This is a genomic window from Spirosoma montaniterrae (assembly GCF_001988955.1).
In the GTDB taxonomy this organism is placed as follows: domain Bacteria; phylum Bacteroidota; class Bacteroidia; order Cytophagales; family Spirosomataceae; genus Spirosoma; species Spirosoma montaniterrae.
Genome location: NZ_CP014263.1, coordinates 922,994 through 940,300 on the forward strand (window position 1 = coordinate 922,994; position 17,307 = coordinate 940,300).

Consider the following 17,307-nt stretch of genomic DNA (forward strand, 5'->3'; position numbering starts at 1 on the left):
ACGTATTGATTCATGATAAATGAATTTTTAGGCGTCGCGCTTATGTACGGCCTGACCGTGCTGCTGGCGATTCCGCTGGGTAAGTACCTCGCCAACGTCTTCGCCGATAAGCCTAACGCCCTGGATTTTATGAAGCCGGTCGAACGGCTGATTTACCGCATCGGCGGTGTCGACCCAACCCGCGATATGCACTGGAAAGAGAACCTGGTAGCTTTGCTGACAATTAACCTTGTCTGGTTTGTGCTGGCGTTCGTGTTGCTGTTAACACAGGGCAATCTGCCGCTTAACCCCGATGGCAACCCGTCGATGTCGCCCGATCTGGCGTTTAACACGGCAATCAGCTTTCTGGTAAACTGCAATTTACAGCACTATTCGGGCGAGACGGGGCTGACGTATCTGACGCAACTGGGCGTTATCACGTTTCTGCAATTTGTGTCTGCCGCTACGGGCATTGCCGCGCTGGTGCTAATTTTTCGGCATTTTCTGCCGCAGACAACCGACCGGTCGGGTAACTTTTATACCTTTTTCGTGAAGTCGATAACCCGGTTATTGCTGCCGCTGTCGCTGGTAATGGGTTTGATTCTGGCGTTCAACGGCACCCCGGCCAGTTTTGAGGGTAAAGACACTATCGTTACCATGCAGGGCGACACTGTTGGTGTGTCGCGCGGGCCAGCGGCTGGTATGATTGCTATCAAGCACCTCGGCACGAATGGGGGTGGATGGTTTGGCGTCAACTCGGCGCACCCGCTCGAAAACCCCAACTACCTGACCAATATTGTTGAGATGGTTGCGCAGGTGTTGATTCCCATTGCGCTGGTGTTTGCGCTCGGTTTTTACATCAATCGGCGGAAATTCGCGTGGGTGGTATACGGCGTAATGACCGTTGGTATGTTGCTATTGCTGATACCAACTATCTGGTCTGAACTGAACGGCAACCCGGCCATCGCGCAGATGGGCGTTGCGCAGCCAACCGGGGCTATGGAAGGCAAGGAGGTGCGTTTTGGGCCGCTGGCGTCGGCCTACTGGAGCATCGTCACAACGATTATCTCAACCGGGTCGGTCAACTCCATGCACGACAGTTCGATGCCGTTATCGGGTGCCATGCAACTGCTGGGTATGATGACCAATGCTTTTTACGGCGGCTGTGGAGTTGGCTTTCTCAACTACTACATCTACCTGATTATTGCTGTATTTATTTCAGGGCTGATGGTGGGCCGGACGCCGGAGTTCTTTGGTCGGAAGGTAGAAGCGCGGGAGATGAAAATTGCTTCTCTGATTGCCATTCTGCACCCGTTCCTGATCCTGGTAGGGACTGCTCTGGCGTCTTATGTGTCCGTGACAATGCCCGATGCCGACTGGGCCGTTAAACCCGCCAACTGGCTTAACAACTCTGGATTCCACGGCTTTTCGGAGATGCTTTACGAATTCACCTCGTCGGCGGCTAACAATGGGTCTGGTTTTGAAGGCTTGGGCGATAATAACGTATTCTGGAACGTAACGACGGGGTTTGTGCTCATCCTGGGGCGGTTCCTGCCCATCATTGGCCCATTGGCTATTGCCGGGCTACTGTCGCAGAAAAAGTTTGTACCGGAAAGTGCCGGGACGCTACCGACGGACACGGGTACGTTCGGGCTGATGACCTTCGCCGTAATTTTCATCATTGCCGCGCTGGCATTTTTCCCGGCTCTGGCACTGGGTCCGCTGGCGGAGTTTTTCAGTCTGCGTTGAGTTGCGACGCGATGAAAACGAGTACTTTCTCCAGCGTCATGGGGTCGGAGGGTTGGACATTCTCTTCGGAGCCGACATGCCGGTGGTGGGGGAAAGTTTCAATATGGTTGTGATGTTCAGCATTATCCCAGCGGATGAGGAGTTGGTTATCAGCCGTCAACCACTGGTAACCGTAGCGGAGGTAGTTAGTGTCGAAATACGTAATCTCGTTCACCACTAATCGTGACAGGTCTATGAAAACAATTTCGATTCGACGCTTCAAGCGATCTTCCTTGTCTTGGTCAATGCGTTCAGTCACGCTGACAGTTAGCGATGCGTAAGGCTCAAGTTCAGGGAGCATCATAGTTGAGAGAGAGCATCGAATTTGCGTTGGTAGGACTGAGCCATATACACAGCATCTTCCCATTCAAAATCGTCGTCCTCTTTCTCGATAATGCCAAACCGCTTCAGTGACGTATCAGATGGGTCCATCACCCGTGCTTTGAACTCTTCATACGTCATGCCATACTTTTGCTCATACAGCTCAACACGACTTTTGTAAAAGGCCAGCTTTTGAGCCGCCCGATTGCTTAACTCAATCCGGGCAAAAGCAATAGCACTTTGATACCCCAGGGCGTGAGCGGTTTCTTCCAGTGCTGGGTCTAACGTAAAGATCATAACTCAACCATTTTCTCAAAGATAACAAAAATGGCAAAACAATCTTCCCCGTCCCTGTTCCAGCGAGAACTCGTTGGAACGGCCATTCGGGAATCGTTCATGAAATTAAATCCGGCGATTCTAATCAAGAACCCGGTCATGTTTACGGTCGAAATCGGTACGGCGGTTATGCTGGCCGTAACGATCTACATCGCGCTGTCGGGCGATACAAGCCAGGGTACGCTGGGCTATAATAGTGTCATCACAGCCATTTTGTTGCTGACGATTTTGTTCGCCAACTTCGCCGAGGCCATTGCCGAAGCGCGGGGTAAAGCACAGGCCGAATCGCTCCGAAAAACGCGGCAGGAAACGCCAGCCAAAGTTATTCGCGAGGTGGGTAACATGATCCTCAACGAAGTGCAGGTAATCTCGTCGGCCCAGCTTAAAAAAGGCGACGTGTTTATGTGCGAACCGGGCGACATCATTCCGTCTGATGGCGAAATCATTGAAGGATTGGCAACGATTGACGAGTCGGCTATCACGGGCGAGTCGGCTCCGGTGATTCGCGAAGCGGGTGGCGATAAATCGTCGGTAACGGGCGGCACGAAGGTCTTGTCCGACAAAATCAAAGTGCGCGTAACAACGCAGCCGGGCGAATCGTTTCTCGACAAAATGATTGCGCTGGTGGAAGGGGCGAGTCGGCAGAAAACGCCGAACGAAATTGCGCTGACAATTCTGCTGGCAGGCTTTACGCTGGTCTTTATCATCGTCTGCATCACGCTGCACCCCTTCGCGGTATACGCCAACACGCCCATCACGATTGCGGCCCTGATTTCGCTGTTCGTTTGCCTTATTCCGACCACCATTGGCGGGCTGCTGTCGGCCATTGGCATTGCCGGTATGGACCGCGCCCTGCGAGCCAACGTAATTGCCAAGTCGGGCCGGGCGGTTGAAACGGCGGGCGATATCGATACGCTGCTGCTCGACAAAACCGGTACGATCACCATTGGCAACCGCAAAGCCACCAACTTCTACACAGCTCCGGGCGTTCAGCAGGCCGACATGATTCGGGCGGCTGTGCTGAGTTCACTGGCCGATGAAACGCCGGAGGGTAAGTCGATTGTAGAGCTGGCCGGGTCAGACATAACGCAGAAACTGAGCACAAAAGGGGCAATGTTGATTAAGTTTACCGCCGAAACGCGCTCGTCGGGCATTGATTTGTCCAATGGTCAACGCATCCGCAAGGGGGCCGTCGATTCAATCCGGGCCATTGTCGAACGGGCTGGCAACACCATGCCTGCCGAGACCGATGCGAAGGCGAAAGAGATTGCTGCCAATGGCGGTACACCACTGGTTGTGGCCGAGAACGAACGCGTGATGGGCGTGGTTGAGTTGCAGGACATCATTAAACCCGGCATTGCCGAACGCTTCGACCGGCTGCGGAAAATGGGCGTCAAAACGGTAATGGTCACGGGCGATAACCCGCTGACAGCTAAGTTTATAGCCGAAAAAGCAGGGGTCGATGATTTTATTGCCGAAGCTAAGCCCGAAGACAAAATGCAGTACATCCGCCATGAGCAAACGGGCGGTAAACTTGTAGCGATGATGGGCGACGGCACCAACGATGCCCCCGCACTGGCGCAGGCCGACGTAGGCGTGGCGATGAACTCTGGTACGCAGGCCGCCAAAGAAGCAGGCAATATGGTCGACCTCGACAACGACCCAACGAAGCTAATCGAAGTAGTGGAAATTGGGAAGCAGTTGCTCATTACACGGGGTACGCTCACCACGTTTAGCATTGCCAATGACGTAGCGAAGTATTTCGCCATTGTGCCAGCCTTGTTTGTGGTTGCCATTCCGTCGTTGCAGCGCATGAACATAATGGGCCTGCACTCGCCTGAGTCGGCAATACTGTCGGCGGTAATTTTCAACGCGATCATCATTCCAATGCTGATTCCGCTGGCACTGCGTGGGGTTGAGTACAAGCCCATTGGTGCGAGTGCATTGCTGCGCCGGAACCTGTTTATTTACGGCTTCGGCGGACTGATAGCCCCGTTTGTAGGAATTAAGCTGCTGGATTTGGTAGTAGGTCTATTTGTATAAAACATGAAAAATCATCTTTCGCCAGCCATTCGCCTGACATTGGTGTTGCTGGTACTACTTTCGGTTATTTATCCGCTCGTGGTAGCGGGCATTGCTACATTAGCTCCCGGCGGGGGCAACGGCGTTACGGTTTCGGCCAATGGTCGCGTGGTTGGATATGCCAATATCGGGCAGTCGTTTACAGAAGACCGTTACTTCAACAGCCGTCCTTCGGCAGTTGACTACAACGCGGCTGCCTCCGCTGGCTCGAACAAAGGCCCGACCAACCCCGATTACCTGAAACAGGTGCAGGCCCGCATCGATACGTTTCTGGTGCATAATCCGAACGCGGCACCGCCCGGCGTACAGAAGGCCGATATACCGGCTGAATTAGTTACGGCCTCGGGGTCGGGGCTGGACCCGCACCTGTCGCCTGCTGCGGCAAAAATTCAGGTGGCCCGTATTGCAAAAATCCGCAACCTGTCGGCTGACCGGCTGAATCAGTTGGTGGACGAACACACCGAAGGGCCGCTGCTGGGTTTGTTTGGCCCGGCCACGGTACATGTCCTAAAATTGAATAGTGCGCTCGATGCGCTGAAATAAAGTTGTTACTCCAACAAAATCACATCCATGAAATTAATTTTTGTGGCCGTATCCTTGCTCACGGTCATGTCATCAACAATCGCTCAAACGCCGGATACAACCCTTGTGTCGGCGCCAACGCAGGCAGCTACTCAGGTTATGCCCAATAGCGGACTGGCGTTATCGGGCTATGTTGAAGCCTATTATTCGCATGATTTTACCGCACCGAAAACCGCGCAGGAGCGATCGGGCTTCACCTACAACCACCGACGCAACCGGGAAGTGAACATCAATCTGGCGTTTGCCAAACTGGCCTACACGTCGGAGCGAGTCCGAGGAAACCTGGCCCTTCAGGTTGGTACGTATGCGCAATACAACTACGCGGCTGAGCAGGAATTAGTCAAAAATATCTTTGAAGCAAACGCGGGGGTGAAGTTGAGTAAAACCAAAGACCTTTGGCTCGATGCGGGTATTTTCGCGTCGCATATTGGGTTTGAGAGTGCTATCTCGAAAGATTGCTGGACACTCAGCCGCAGCATCTTAGCCGAAAATTCGCCCTACTATTTGTCGGGCGTGAAGTTGACGTATACGTCAGCCAATGGCAAATGGACGGTGCTGGGTATGGCTACCAATGGCTGGCAGCACATAAAAAAAGTAGACGGCTACGGTGGTATGTCGTTTACCTCGCAGGTGCAGTACCGGCCCTCGGATAAGCTAACGCTTAACTGGAGCAGCTTTCTTGGCTCCGACCTCCCCGATTCACTAAAACAAACGCGCTTCTTCAATAACTTCTACGCCATCATTAATCCGCAGGGCCGTTTCGGCGTGATTCTGGGCTTTGATGTTGGCACCGAGCAAAAGCCGTTCGTTCGGCTGGCAGGTGAGCGTATCGCGGGCTATTACACATGGTACTCGCCAGTGGTAATTGCCCGCTATAAAACATCGGACAAAAGCTACGTCAACGGTCGGGTGGAATATTACGACGATAAAAATGCGGTCATTATTGGCATTCCGGGTTTTCAAACTACGGGCTACTCGCTCGGTTATGATTATGCCATTTTACCGAATGCCCTGTTCAGGGTAGAGGGGAAAGTTTATTCCAGCCAAACGCCGATTTTTGAGTCAAGCAATGGGCTTAGTCGCACAAATACGAGTTTGACAACGAGTTTAGCCATTTCGTTTTGAATGTTGTTGCATGTTGCACAGAGATGCACAAAGGAGGTATAGAGTTACCCAGAAAAGACGTGTGGAGAAAGATTGAGAAAGAGATGTCTTTTTGAAGAAAAAATCTCTGTGCAACTCTCTATTTCTCAGTGTATCTCTGTGTCACAATTACTTTTTTATGACCCCAAACGACGCCAACGCCGAACGTTTCCTAACCCTCATCCGCGAATCACGACGGGGGAAGTTCAAGGTGTATATTGGCATGAGTGCGGGCGTTGGGAAGTCGTACCGGATGTTGCAGGAGGCTCATGCCCTGCTTGGGTCGGGTATCGATGTGAGAATCGGGTTTATTGAAACCCACAACCGGGCCGAAACAGTCGCGCTGGTGGATGGCCTGCCGGTTATTCCCCGGCGCAGGCTGTTTTACAAAGGCCGCGAACTCGATGAGATGGACGTACAGGCCATCATAAACGCTCACCCCGAATTAGTAATCGTCGACGAACTGGCGCACACAAACATTCCCGGCTCAAAAAATGAAAAACGCTGGCAGGACGTACTCGAAATTCTGGACGCCGGCATCAACGTGATTTCGGCGGTGAACATTCAGCACATCGAGAGCCTGTACGACGAAGTGCGTGACATTACGGGCATCGACGTAACCGAGCGCGTGCCTGACCGCGTGATTCAACTGGCCGACGAAGTGGTAAACATCGACCTGACCGCCGACGAACTCATCCAGCGTCTGCGTGACGGAAAAATTTACGACCCCGCCAAAGTGCAAACCGCGCTGGCGAATTTTTTTCAGGCCGACAAAATTTTGCAACTGCGCGAACTGGCCCTGCGCGAAGTGGCATCGGCAGTAGAACGTAAGATTGACCTGAGCGTGCCAACCGGCGGGCAGGGGCGCAACGAGCGATTTCTGGCGGCCATCAGCAGCAACCACGAAACGGCCCGGCGCGTAATTCGGAAAACGGCCCGGCTGGCGGCTTATTACCAGTCGCGCTGGTATGTGCTGTACGTGCAAACGCCCGCCGAAGCACCCGACCGCATTCGGCTCGACGTGCAGCGGCATTTGCTCAATAACCTGAAACTCGCCACCGAACTGGGGGCCGAAGTGATTCAGGCAAAGGGCAATAACGTGGTGACTTGTTTGATGGATGAAGTGGAAAAACGCAGGATTACGACGGTCTGCATCGGTAAACCGCACTTTAGTCTGGCACAGATTATTTTGCGGACGTTTGCCTTCAACCAGCTACTGACTAAACTCTCGGAGTCTGACACGGATTTGATTATACTATCGTGAGTATCAAAACCAAAATATCGGCGGCACTGGCGTTTATGTTCGCCATCATTCTCGCGCTGGGCGGACTCGGAGCTTTTTACCTGAATCAGCTTTCTAAAGATTCGCAGGCCATTTTGCAGGACAATTATATCTCGCTCGAATACGCGGGAACCATGCAGCGCGCCCTCGCTGATCTGGCACAGGGTCCCAACGCTGAAACATTGGGGCAGTTTAATGAATCGCTCAAAAAACAAGAGAAAAATATCACGGAAGTGGGCGAACGGGAGGCCACTGTTAGCCTCCGGCGCGAGTTTGACCGGTATCGGCGGGGGGCAACCGATTCGCTGACCGTTCGGCGGATTCAGGAGTCTTTGTTTCGGCTCGATGATATTAACCGGCAGGCCATTGTGCGGAAAAACGACGTAGCCAAGCAAACGGCCAATGATGCGCTGCTGTGGCTGGCCGTGGTCGGAACGCTCTGTTTCCTGATTCTCTTCTCATTCATCATCAATTTTCCCGGCTACATCGCCAACCCCCTGCGCGAGTTGACGCGGGGTATTAAGCAGGTGACGAGCCGCAACTTTGAAGAACGGCTGCATTTTCAGTCGTCCGACGAGTTTGGCGAACTGGCGCGGTCGTTCAACCGGATGGCTGAGAAATTAGACGAGTACGAACACTCGAATCTGGCACGCGTGCTGTTTGAAAAACGGCGCATCGATACCCTCATTCAGACCATGAGTGAGGGTATTATCGGCTTAGACGAAAACCGCCGGATTCTGTTTGCCAATCCTGTTGCCTGCCGGTTGCTCGGTATCGACCAGCCGCAATTGATGGGGAAATATGCACCCGACGTAGCCGCTTCCAACGACCTGATGCGGACGCTCATTCGCGACATTATGCCTGCCGACGGCACGCGCCCGGATGCAAATAATCTGCTCAAAATCTACGATAACGGCAAGGAAAGCTATTTCAACAAGCGCACGCACACCGTTGACGTAACGCGCACGGGCGAAGAACAAGCTCAATTAGCGGGCTATGTGCTTGTGCTGGAAAATATTACGCCCTACAAAGAACTCGATCTTGCCAAAACCAACTTCATCGCTACGGTTTCGCATGAACTGAAAACACCGTTGTCGAGCATAAAAATGAGCCTTAAACTGTTGGAAGACAGTCGCATTGGCACGCTGAACGATGAACAGCGCGATCTCATTGGCAACGTCAGAGCCGATGCCGACCGGCTGCTGAACCTGACCAGCGAATTGCTGAACATGGCGCAGGTTGAATCGGGGCAGATTCAACTAAACATCCAGCCCGTTGCCCCCGCCGATATTGTGCAGTATGCCACCAACGCCCTGCGCGTTCAGGCCGAACAGAAGCAGGTACGTTTTGCCATTCAGGCACCCAACGAATTGCCTGCCGTAAAAGCCGACCCTGACAAAGCCTCGTGGGTATTGGTAAATTTTTTGTCGAACGCCGTGCGCCACAGCCCCGACGAAACCGTAATCGACGTGTCGGCAACTCTCCGGAACGGTCATGTCGAGTTTCGCGTGCGCGACTACGGCGCGGGCATCCGCCCCGAACACCGCGACCGCGTGTTTGACCGGTATTTTAAAGCACCCGGTCAGAACGGCCAGGCCAGCGGAACGGGGCTGGGCCTGGCTATTTCGAGCGAGTTTATCCAGAGCATGAACGGAGCAATTGGGTTAGACGCGACCGTAACCGACGGAGCCGCGTTCTATTTCCGACTGCCAGTAGCGTAGTACAGTAGTACCCACGGGCCACTACCAAAAAAACATCTCCCCGGCCAGCCGGAAGGTGTTGCAGTGGGCTTCAACAATATCGGCCAGCCGGGGCGAATAGCCACCACCCATCGACACCGTAATGGGCAGGTTGTGTTTGATGGCCTGCTCAAATACGAAACGGTCGCGTTGTCGGCATCCCTCGCGGCTAACCGACAACTTACCCAGCCGGTCGGACTCCAGAATATCGACGCCTGATACGAAGAACAGAAAATCGGGCTGAACGCGTTGAATCAGGTCGGGCAGCGTGTCGTAAAGCGTATTCAGGTAGACGTCATCGGTAGTGCCGGTGGGCAGAGCAATGTCGAGATTCGAGTGTTCTTTTTTGAGCGGGTAATTGTCTTTGCCGTGTATACTGAACGTAAACACGCGTGGCTCGTGCTGAAACATCACCGCCGTACCATTGCCCTGATGTACGTCTAAATCGATCACTAAAATCTGCTTTGCCTGACCCGTTTCGAGCAAATAATGGGCCGCTACGCCCACATCGTTGAGCATACAAAACCCTTCACCACGGTCAGGGTAGGCGTGATGGGTGCCTCCCGCAACGTTCAGGGCCACGCCATCGCGTCGGGCAATCTGAGTACAGTCGATAGTGCCCTGCGTGATAATCCATTCGCGGTCAATCAGTTCGGGCGTAAGCGGGAAGCCAATGCGTCGAACCATACGCGGGTCAACAGCCAGCGTTTTCAATGCATTGACGTATTCGGGCGTATGAACGCCCCGCACCCAGCGGTCGTCGGCGGGGGCGGGACCGAAGAAATTGGCGTTGGTGCAGGTGCCTTCGTACAGCAGTTGTTCATGAATCAGTTCGTACTTGAGCATTGGAAACCGGTGGCCTTCGGGAAGCCGAAGCCGGTACACGGGCGAAAAAGCAATTTGCAGCATCATCTATGCGTACTGTGTTCTACATTCTCTGTTGGGGCTGTGTCCAGCTCCGGGTAAAGTCAGCGTAGAACATAGTACTTAAAACAGTTAATAGTCCCGTTCGATAAGGATACGGCTAACTTAACGCGGTGTTGGCGGCTTGTGTTACTAAACTGGCGTAGTTTGCTCGTTCTTTCGCTTTATCTGAACGATTTAAACTTGTATGAAAACCGCGATTATCACGGGGGGAGGCCAGGGAATTGGCCGCGTAACAGCACAGTATTTATTGACTCACGGTTATCGGGTTGCCATCTGGGAGGCCGATACCGACGCGCTTGCCGAACTGCGCGAAGCTTTCAAAGCATCGGCCAGCCAGATTTTGTTCGTCTCCTGCGACGTATCGAGCGAGATCAATGTCAAAAAAGCCGCCGACCAGACCATCAGCCACTTCGGGCAGATCGACACGCTCATTAACAATGCGGCCATGATGATCGAGAAGCCGCTCGATAAACTGACGCTCGATGAATGGAACCGCGTTATTGGCACTAATCTGACAGGGGCCTTTTTGTGCGCCAAACATACCGCGCCGTATCTGGCAGCTCAGCGCGGCAGCATCATCAACATCGGTTCTACGCGAGCGTTCCAGTCAGAACCCGACACGTTTGCTTATTCGGCCAGCAAGGGTGGCCTGGTGGCTCTGACGCACTCGCTCGCCGTTAGTCTCGGCCCCGATATTCGTGTCAACGTTATCAGTCCCGGCTGGATCGACGTGTCGGCCCTGCGCAAAAAAGTCAAAGCCAAACCCGACGAACTAACGCCCGAAGACCACGTCCAGCATCCTGCCGGTCGGGTGGGGCAGGCCGACGACATTGCCCGCATGATTCTGTTCCTGATTGCGCCCGAAAACAGTTTTATCACTGGTCAGAACTTTGTGGTCGATGGAGGCATGACCCGGAAAATGATTTACGTGTAGGGAGTCAGACATGCGGAGTATATCGGCAGTGTTCTGATACCACTTACGCCGATTCAGTGCCTGTAGCATACTTGGATTGTCGGCATATACCCGTTTCATTCGCCTGGGGGTCAGCGGTAGGATAGGACTGTCTAAGTCGCGGCTGAAATAATCATAAACGCTCCGGCTCGTATAATAGCGATACAGGCAAATACCGCCAACGTGCGTGAGTTCATACGAGCCGGTTCGACCGAAGCGATACGTTTTTCCTGCCAGTCGGAAACCCCAGGCGGTTGACGGGTCGATGAGCAGGGTTGTATCGGGAGTTTTAAGTTGCCAACGCTCTTTCGATATAGGCAGAAAACGCGTTTTAAGCGTGTAGCCCGGTTGCCCATTGCTAAAGCCATACAGAACTCGCCCCGTGCGCAGATCAGACGATTGCAGGAGCAGGCCGTTTTCGTGCATTGGCACCTGAGAAAAAGCAGGAAGCTGCCAGCCATAGCCTACAAACAGAATTGACAGAAACAATCGCCAGGGGCACGTACTGACTTGCCCGACATGAATCAGACGCCTGCGCCAACTTATCGGGTAAGCCATAGTGATAAGCGAATACATGCCGAAACGGTAATTACGAGTGCAGAGCATTGGTTTATGACGGTTGAGTTAAACTTATTTGCCTGATTAACGGTAGCGAACCCCAGATTGATTGCTGAAATCGCTTAGAAAAATCTTAAAATTTCGTGTTATCAGACAAACTGCTTTGTCAATTGTGAGCGGGCTGAGCTGTCAGCGTGGCCTGCGCTTCGTTGTGCAGGTGAGGGGGCAGGCTGCGTAGCTTGCTCAGGTTGTAGAAAGCGAAGCCAGACTTAGAAACGATGGGCAGCAAAATCAGGAGTGCGGTGGTAGTTAGCGGGCCGAATAGACCAACGCCGGGTGTGCCCAGCAGCCAGACGGTTGGATAGAGCAGCCACTGCACGGTTAAGAATACTGCCGAGTCGCGGTAAACATTGGCAATGGCCTGCCCCTGTTGTTGGGCTATGTTGTAGAGTGGCCCCCAAAACAGGCGTAACACAATAAGCAGAGCCACGCAGCCAGCAATGTACCAGAACCAGCGCGGGCCTGCGGGCGAGAGTTCGGCGAGCAGGCCGGTTAAAATCATAATGACCTGTGTGCCCATCAGAGCCGCCGTTAAGGGACCCTTAACATCGACGGTGTATTTCCCGGTCAATACCAGCGAGAGCAACAGCAGTGGGGTTGTAACGGCCCAGTCGATGTAGCGGGCATAGTAAACGGTTTGCCCGAAGGCGTCTAATTTCCCCTGATTCATAGCCAGCGCGGCATAAGCCAGCCCCGACCACACAACCACAAAGGTGTGAATAAGATACTTGTATTGGGGCACCCCTTTCGGGTTGCGGCTCATCAATAAAAAAGTTAGCGCACTGCCAGCCATTACGGCTACGTACAACCAATGCAGAAGTGATTCGAGTGACATAATAGTTGACTGATTAACGTTGAGTTGATAATCAGTCAACCATTTGCCAGTTGTATGGTTTGCAATCAGGATACTTCTAATTATTTTCTAAGCTACTCATTGCCAAAACATTACTACGAAAACTCGACCTCGGCTTTCTCCCGGAAGAATGCGCCATTTTCGGTGTTCAGAAACGCTTCGAACGGAATTTCTTCCTGCTTCAGAAAACCCTGTTGGGGCAATACGACATCGGCAACCATTTCTACTACAGCCGCTACCGAACCGGCAGTGGTCCACGAAATAGCCCGCCAGTGTTTGCCGTCGATGCGCCGGGGGTGGTAGGCCCGGTAGAACTCTTCGCGGGCTAACTGACCGTTTTTCCAACCTTCAACCACGGCGTAAACATACACGACGTCTTCGCGCACGGGAGGTTTGGCTTCAGTCAGAATCTGCTCGGTTAGTTCGCGTTTGTCTTTCAGAATCAGTTCATATAACAGAAACCGCATCAGGCGGCAGTGACCCGGATAGCGGATGGTTTTGTAATTGAGCGTATCGACGCGCCCGGCATACGTTTCGCACATGGTGCCCAACCCGCCCGATGTGCTGAACGCTTCAAATTCCTGACCCTCAATGTTTATGACTTCGATGCCATCCAACGCAGGAACCAGTTTTACGTTGCCGTTGGCAATCACTTCGCAGTCGTTGATATATTCATTGATGACCCCCGCCGGCGACCACGTGAACGAGTAGCCCAACAAGCCGTTGGGGTAGCGGGGCAGTGCGCCTACCCGCAATTCAATATCGCGAAGCCGGTCGAAGCGATTGGCAAGGTCGGCCCCAACGATGCCAATCAGGCCGGGAGCTAAGCCACACTGCGGGGCCATAACACCCCGCGCCGTTTTTGCCATCTCGCGAATAGCCGACGTAGTTGGCACGTCTTCGGTCAAATCGAAATAGTGGATGCCCGCGTCGAAGGCGGCTTTGCAATGGGCAGATTAAGATTGTAGGGTAAACAGGACACTACCCCGTCGAAACCAGCTACCGTTTGGCGGAGCAGAGCCTCGTCGGCAACGTCGCCCTGAAGCGTAGGAAAAGGAAGAACTTCGGCAGGTGTTTGCCGGTCGAAACCTGTAACGGAAAATCGTTTGTGGAGCAGTGTGCCGACCAATGAGCCGACCTTACCTAACCCCACGACCAACATATTTTTCATGAATAAACAGATGAAGGTGAGGTAGCAAAGTTCGTAATAAACGCGGAAGCCCCGCCATGATTTATGGCGGGGCTTCCTGTTTTCAGAGACGTTGAGTAAATCGGTACTAAAAGAATTAGTTCACTTTGAATGAATCTTTGGTATTCTCGATACCAACCTGAGCATCGTCGGCCAGTTCATCGACTTTGTCGTTGTACTGATCCTTGGTCGCTTGCTTGTTATACTCCGACTGCGCCTGACCTTTATACTGGTTGTATTGATCTTTCGCTTTGTCGGCGTATTGATTTACCTGCGTTTTAGCCTGTTCGAGACCGTCTTTTACCTGGGCCATACCTTTCTCCCACTGATCTTTCAGATCGCCCGACCGTTTGTTAGCTTCTTCAGTCAGTTTCTCGCGGGTTTCTTTGCCCGAACGGGGTGCCGTCAGAATGCCGATAACTACGCCCGTGATGATACCCGTCAGAAAATCGCGTGTGCTTCTCATTGTTACTTTGTTTTTGGGTGATTGGTGATTACTGTTTTGACTTACGTTTGGCCTGTCCGACCACATCATGCGCTTTAGACGCAGTTGTGTCGACATAGTCATTGTACTGGTTTTTGATATTTTCCAAACCCGACTGGAGTTGATCCTGAAGGTCTTTGAAAAATGAGTCAGACTCTGACGAAATCCGTCGGCGGGTTTTCCTGCCGCTCTCAGGGGCCAGCAAAACGCCAACGATTGCGCCAACCGCTAACCCTACTAAAATACCGGGTAATGCTTTCATGTGCTTTCGCGTTCGTGAATGACTTGATACATCTACTTCAGTAGAAAATACCGTACCACATTTGTGCAAAGCTACTAACTAACTGTAAACAAGCGTATTGGGGTGAGATTAAAAATAGGTGCCCATCTGCCATGATGAGGAGTATTTTCTACAATGGCGTCCACGATTTACGCAACACCCTCTGTTTCCAGAACATTTAGGGGCCGTTATTAGTCACTATATCAAACCACACTTACTTTTTCGCCTATACCCGGCATGTACACCACCATCTGGCTCAATGACTACGATCACACTTTTCTTCTCCATCTACGCCACTGTATTAGTCGCGGCATCATTTATCCACTTGGTTCGTCTTGATTACTGGTGGATACGTATCTGGGATTTTCCACATACGCAATTAACCGCTCTTACAACGGCAGGGCTGCTGGGATGGCTTCTGTTCGTTTCCGATTTTAGCTGGCCTGCCGTGCTGATACCCGTTGGGCTGTTGGTCGCCATGATCTATCAGGGGTGGCTGATTTATCCCTACACGCCGTTACACAAAAAGCAGGTGCGCCGAATCTCCCGGCGAGTTGCCAAAGACGAAGTCGAGCCTAATACGATTCGGTTAATGACGGCTAACGTGTATATGGAAAACACCCGGACGCCCGACGTACAGGCTCTGATTGCCCGTTACCAGCCCGACGTGGTGTTGCTGCTCGAAACGAATTTGACCTGGCAGAAGGCGTTAGCCCCTATCGAAGATGAGTACCCATATCGGGTCAGTTGCCCGCTCGAAAACACGTATGGTATGCTCCTGTACTCGCGGCTGCCGATTCAACACCACGAAATTCGATTTATGGTGCAGGATGATATTCCTTCCTTTTATGTACAAATGACTTTACCATCGGGGCAGTTGGTGCATTTCTACGGCGTTCATCCTATGCCGCCCAGCCCCACCGAACACTACCGTTCTACCGAGCGCGATGCAGAGCTGCTACTGGTTGGCAAAGAAGCCCGTCGGCGCGATGAGCCAATCATTGTGGCGGGCGATTTGAACGACGTAGCCTGGTCGCACACAACGCGCCTGTTTCAGCGGGTGAGCGGGCTGTTCGATCCGCGCATTGGAAGAGGGCTGTACAGCACCTTTCACGCCCACTACTTTTTTCTGCGATGGCCGCTCGACCATGTATTTGTGTCGCATCATTTTCAGTTGCAACGGCTTCGGCGGTTGCCCAATTGCGGGTCCGACCATTTCCCTATTCTTGTATCGCTGGTTTACCGACCAACCCGCGCACAAAAAGAAACGATCCCGCAGCCCGAACACGACGACCTGCACGAAGCCAAAGACATCATAGAACGGGCAAAGGGCTGAGTGTGCTGAGTAAATAGGTTATTGCACAGAGCCCTGTTATTGCACAGAGTCTCGCAGAGCAACGAAGAAGATTCTCAGAGAACGTTTTAAATGGATCTCGGTGTGTCTCTTTCTCTCGGCGTATCTCTGTGTAACAACATTTCTTTGGTGAAGAATCAACTCACCCGATAGCTGACAACAAAAAAATCCCTGCGTTCAAACTGACGCAGGGATTCCGTACCCACCGTAACTTGTACTTAACCTAAAATGTCGTTGAGTTTGGCAAAAATAGCTCTTAAACTCAGTATATCGTCAAAACCGCAATGGGTTCAGTTAGTCGACTCAAACGCCACGCCCTTGAATGAGCCGCAGAACAACAGCGATGATGGCAATTACTAATAAAACGTGAATCAGGCTACCGAGTCCAAAGCTGTTGAATCCCAGAAAACCGAGCAGCCAGATGATAACTAAAATGACTGCGACTGTGTAAAGAAGATTTCCCATAACGTTTTTTAGTGAGTAAACCAGAAGAATTAATCTCGCATCTGACAACTGTTTAGAAAATTTTGTGCCAACCCGTTCGGAAAGATTGTATGTTTGAATACACACGGCCTACAGCACTGAAAATGAGCATAAAAATCCGGCGAAATAGCTTGTAGGCCACTTTTACGCCCATTGCAATCGGGTGGAAATTATGTAGATAAAATTCCACACATGTAGAACAATCGTAGAAAAATAGCGCAATTGATAGCGTCTGTTGCTACCACAGTTGCTGAATGGCGAATGAGAAGAGAAAGTAAATTATACGTACAATCACTTAATTCATTGGTAATTACTGCCTAAGAAAATATATTAAAAGACATTAACGGGGTCCGGCACTGTTTTCGGCACTAAATTTTATAGGGATATAGGTAGAATATCACTGATTACGTAAGACTTCAATTACCATGATGACGACGGGAGTCGGCGCAGCACAGCCATATAGACCAGCCGTAATGAATGCTACTACACCCGCTAAGCGCGTATTGATTGTAGACGACGAAACAGATATATGTCTGCTGTTGTCAGGTTTGCTGCGTCGCTTAGGTTATCAGCCTACGTGCGCTCACTTCATTGAGGAGGGCCGGCAGTGTTTGAATGCACAACGCTTTGATGCTGTTTTCCTGGATCTGAATCTTCCCGACGGGTTAGGCTTCGATTTATTGCCCTCCATCAAAGAAAAGCAGATACAGGCTAAAGTGATTATGATCAGTGCTTTCGATGGGCAGGCCGAACGCAGGCGGGCGACCGAACAGGGAGCAGATTACTTTATTGGGAAACCGTTTACCCGGCGGTCGGTTGAGATGGCTTTGCAAACCATTCAGGAATGAGTATATTTGTTAGAGTCGAACTGGCTCTTAACTCTCTTTTTAGACAAAAAGCAGGACAAAGCTTGTC

At 52.0% G+C, this 17,307-nt stretch carries 18 protein-coding genes; 9 read left to right on the forward strand and 9 right to left on the reverse strand.

All coding sequences use genetic code 11. The annotated features are described in order from the left end of the window. The first annotated feature begins 12 nt into the window (after window positions 1–12). Window positions 13–1,728 carry a potassium-transporting ATPase subunit KdpA gene (kdpA, locus tag AWR27_RS03945; RefSeq protein WP_077130003.1) on the forward strand — a complete coding sequence of 572 codons (1,716 nt, stop codon included), beginning with the start codon at window positions 13–15 and terminating at the stop codon, window positions 1,726–1,728. Here the strand turns inward: kdpA and AWR27_RS03950 are convergent. Together AWR27_RS03950 and AWR27_RS03955 are read right to left on the reverse strand one after the other, a co-directional pair. After that, on the reverse strand, window positions 1,715–2,071 hold the full coding sequence (locus AWR27_RS03950; RefSeq protein ID WP_083732743.1) for a toxin-antitoxin system TumE family protein: 357 nt from the start codon (window positions 2,069–2,071) through the stop codon (window positions 1,715–1,717). The two genes, kdpA and AWR27_RS03950, sit on opposite strands and share 14 nt — an antisense overlap. Continuing rightward, window positions 2,068–2,385: a hypothetical protein gene (locus tag AWR27_RS03955; protein WP_077130004.1), complete on the reverse strand. Its 318-nt coding sequence runs from the start codon at window positions 2,383–2,385 to the stop codon at window positions 2,068–2,070. Before AWR27_RS03955 ends, AWR27_RS03950 begins: the two co-directional genes overlap by 4 nt. 30 nt (window positions 2,386–2,415) lie before the next feature. Here AWR27_RS03955 and kdpB point away from each other — a divergent pair, with 30 nt between their 5' ends. The 5 genes from kdpB (at window position 2,416) to AWR27_RS03980 (ending at window position 9,234) form a co-directional block, all read left to right on the forward strand. Beyond that, window positions 2,416–4,467: a potassium-transporting ATPase subunit KdpB gene (kdpB, locus tag AWR27_RS03960; RefSeq protein ID WP_077130005.1), complete on the forward strand. Its 2,052-nt coding sequence runs from the start codon at window positions 2,416–2,418 to the stop codon at window positions 4,465–4,467. A gap of 3 nt (window positions 4,468–4,470) precedes the next feature. Beyond that, window positions 4,471–5,049, forward strand: coding sequence for a K(+)-transporting ATPase subunit C (locus tag AWR27_RS03965; protein WP_077130006.1), 579 nt, complete (start codon window positions 4,471–4,473; stop codon window positions 5,047–5,049). A gap of 27 nt (window positions 5,050–5,076) precedes the next feature. Continuing rightward, window positions 5,077–6,213, forward strand: a complete 1,137-nt coding sequence (locus tag AWR27_RS03970) for a porin (RefSeq protein ID WP_077130007.1) — start codon at window positions 5,077–5,079, stop codon at window positions 6,211–6,213. A 157-nt stretch (window positions 6,214–6,370) separates the two neighbouring features. Continuing rightward, window positions 6,371–7,495: a sensor protein KdpD gene (locus AWR27_RS03975; RefSeq protein WP_077130008.1), complete on the forward strand. Its 1,125-nt coding sequence runs from the start codon at window positions 6,371–6,373 to the stop codon at window positions 7,493–7,495. Then, window positions 7,492–9,234: a sensor histidine kinase gene (locus AWR27_RS03980; RefSeq protein ID WP_077130009.1), complete on the forward strand. Its 1,743-nt coding sequence runs from the start codon at window positions 7,492–7,494 to the stop codon at window positions 9,232–9,234. Before AWR27_RS03975 ends, AWR27_RS03980 begins: the two co-directional genes overlap by 4 nt. 21 nt (window positions 9,235–9,255) lie before the next feature. On the opposite strand, the gene AWR27_RS03985 is transcribed toward AWR27_RS03980, so the two are convergent. Next, complete coding sequence (locus AWR27_RS03985; RefSeq protein WP_077133785.1) at window positions 9,256–10,161, reverse strand: histone deacetylase family protein; 906 nt, start codon at window positions 10,159–10,161, stop codon at window positions 9,256–9,258. A gap of 202 nt (window positions 10,162–10,363) precedes the next feature. Here AWR27_RS03985 and AWR27_RS03990 point away from each other — a divergent pair, with 202 nt between their 5' ends. Next, window positions 10,364–11,113 carry an SDR family oxidoreductase gene (locus AWR27_RS03990; RefSeq protein ID WP_077130010.1) on the forward strand — a complete coding sequence of 250 codons (750 nt, stop codon included), beginning with the start codon at window positions 10,364–10,366 and terminating at the stop codon, window positions 11,111–11,113. Window positions 11,114–11,855: 742 nt separating this feature from the next. On the opposite strand, the gene AWR27_RS03995 is transcribed toward AWR27_RS03990, so the two are convergent. The 5 genes from AWR27_RS03995 to AWR27_RS04010 form a co-directional block, all read right to left on the reverse strand. Further along, window positions 11,856–12,584 carry a bacteriorhodopsin gene (locus AWR27_RS03995; protein ID WP_157579127.1) on the reverse strand — a complete coding sequence of 243 codons (729 nt, stop codon included), beginning with the start codon at window positions 12,582–12,584 and terminating at the stop codon, window positions 11,856–11,858. Between the two features lie 113 nt (window positions 12,585–12,697). After that, window positions 12,698–13,510 (reverse strand): saccharopine dehydrogenase family protein, encoded by an 813-nt coding sequence (locus tag AWR27_RS04000; RefSeq protein WP_335695409.1) that lies wholly within the window; start codon window positions 13,508–13,510, stop codon window positions 12,698–12,700. Continuing rightward, window positions 13,507–13,773: a hypothetical protein gene (locus AWR27_RS26025; RefSeq protein WP_335695410.1), complete on the reverse strand. Its 267-nt coding sequence runs from the start codon at window positions 13,771–13,773 to the stop codon at window positions 13,507–13,509. Before AWR27_RS26025 ends, AWR27_RS04000 begins: the two co-directional genes overlap by 4 nt. 115 nt (window positions 13,774–13,888) lie before the next feature. Beyond that, a complete protein-coding gene (locus tag AWR27_RS04005) occupies window positions 13,889–14,257 on the reverse strand; it encodes a YtxH domain-containing protein (RefSeq protein WP_077130012.1) in 369 nt (122 codons plus the stop codon). A gap of 28 nt (window positions 14,258–14,285) precedes the next feature. Then, the gene (locus AWR27_RS04010) at window positions 14,286–14,537 is read right to left on the reverse strand and encodes a YtxH domain-containing protein (protein ID WP_077130013.1); all 252 of its coding nucleotides are present in this window, start codon (window positions 14,535–14,537) and stop codon (window positions 14,286–14,288) included. A gap of 277 nt (window positions 14,538–14,814) precedes the next feature. Here AWR27_RS04010 and AWR27_RS04015 point away from each other — a divergent pair, with 277 nt between their 5' ends. Continuing rightward, the gene (locus AWR27_RS04015; RefSeq protein ID WP_077130014.1) at window positions 14,815–15,891 is read left to right on the forward strand and encodes an endonuclease/exonuclease/phosphatase family protein; all 1,077 of its coding nucleotides are present in this window, start codon (window positions 14,815–14,817) and stop codon (window positions 15,889–15,891) included. 321 nt (window positions 15,892–16,212) lie between these two features. Here AWR27_RS04015 and AWR27_RS25175 read toward each other — a convergent pair whose 3' ends face one another. Further along, window positions 16,213–16,374, reverse strand: coding sequence for a lmo0937 family membrane protein (locus tag AWR27_RS25175; RefSeq protein WP_157579129.1), 162 nt, complete (start codon window positions 16,372–16,374; stop codon window positions 16,213–16,215). Between the two features lie 491 nt (window positions 16,375–16,865). On the opposite strand from AWR27_RS25175, the gene AWR27_RS04020 reads away from it, so the two are divergent. Beyond that, window positions 16,866–17,240 carry a response regulator gene (locus AWR27_RS04020; RefSeq protein ID WP_077130015.1) on the forward strand — a complete coding sequence of 125 codons (375 nt, stop codon included), beginning with the start codon at window positions 16,866–16,868 and terminating at the stop codon, window positions 17,238–17,240. The last annotated feature ends 67 nt before the right edge of the window (window positions 17,241–17,307 follow it).

Coding starts and splice junctions, on each gene's coding strand:
- kdpA (WP_077130003.1), top strand. CDS start 13: ATGATAAATGAATTTTTAGGCGTCGCGCTTATGTACGGCCTGACCGTG.
- AWR27_RS03950 (WP_083732743.1), bottom strand. CDS start 2,071: ATGATGCTCCCTGAACTTGAGCCTTACGCATCGCTAACTGTCAGCGTG.
- AWR27_RS03955 (WP_077130004.1), bottom strand. CDS start 2,385: ATGATCTTTACGTTAGACCCAGCACTGGAAGAAACCGCTCACGCCCTG.
- kdpB (WP_077130005.1), top strand. CDS start 2,416: ATGGCAAAACAATCTTCCCCGTCCCTGTTCCAGCGAGAACTCGTTGGA.
- AWR27_RS03965 (WP_077130006.1), top strand. CDS start 4,471: ATGAAAAATCATCTTTCGCCAGCCATTCGCCTGACATTGGTGTTGCTG.
- AWR27_RS03970 (WP_077130007.1), top strand. CDS start 5,077: ATGAAATTAATTTTTGTGGCCGTATCCTTGCTCACGGTCATGTCATCA.
- AWR27_RS03975 (WP_077130008.1), top strand. CDS start 6,371: ATGACCCCAAACGACGCCAACGCCGAACGTTTCCTAACCCTCATCCGC.
- AWR27_RS03985 (WP_077133785.1), bottom strand. CDS start 10,161: ATGCTGCAAATTGCTTTTTCGCCCGTGTACCGGCTTCGGCTTCCCGAA.
- AWR27_RS03990 (WP_077130010.1), top strand. CDS start 10,364: ATGAAAACCGCGATTATCACGGGGGGAGGCCAGGGAATTGGCCGCGTA.
- AWR27_RS03995 (WP_157579127.1), bottom strand. CDS start 12,584: ATGTCACTCGAATCACTTCTGCATTGGTTGTACGTAGCCGTAATGGCT.
- AWR27_RS26025 (WP_335695410.1), bottom strand. CDS start 13,773: ATGAAAAATATGTTGGTCGTGGGGTTAGGTAAGGTCGGCTCATTGGTC.
- AWR27_RS04005 (WP_077130012.1), bottom strand. CDS start 14,257: ATGAGAAGCACACGCGATTTTCTGACGGGTATCATCACGGGCGTAGTT.
- AWR27_RS04010 (WP_077130013.1), bottom strand. CDS start 14,537: ATGAAAGCATTACCCGGTATTTTAGTAGGGTTAGCGGTTGGCGCAATC.
- AWR27_RS04015 (WP_077130014.1), top strand. CDS start 14,815: ATGACTACGATCACACTTTTCTTCTCCATCTACGCCACTGTATTAGTC.
- AWR27_RS25175 (WP_157579129.1), bottom strand. CDS start 16,374: ATGGGAAATCTTCTTTACACAGTCGCAGTCATTTTAGTTATCATCTGG.
- AWR27_RS04020 (WP_077130015.1), top strand. CDS start 16,866: ATGAATGCTACTACACCCGCTAAGCGCGTATTGATTGTAGACGACGAA.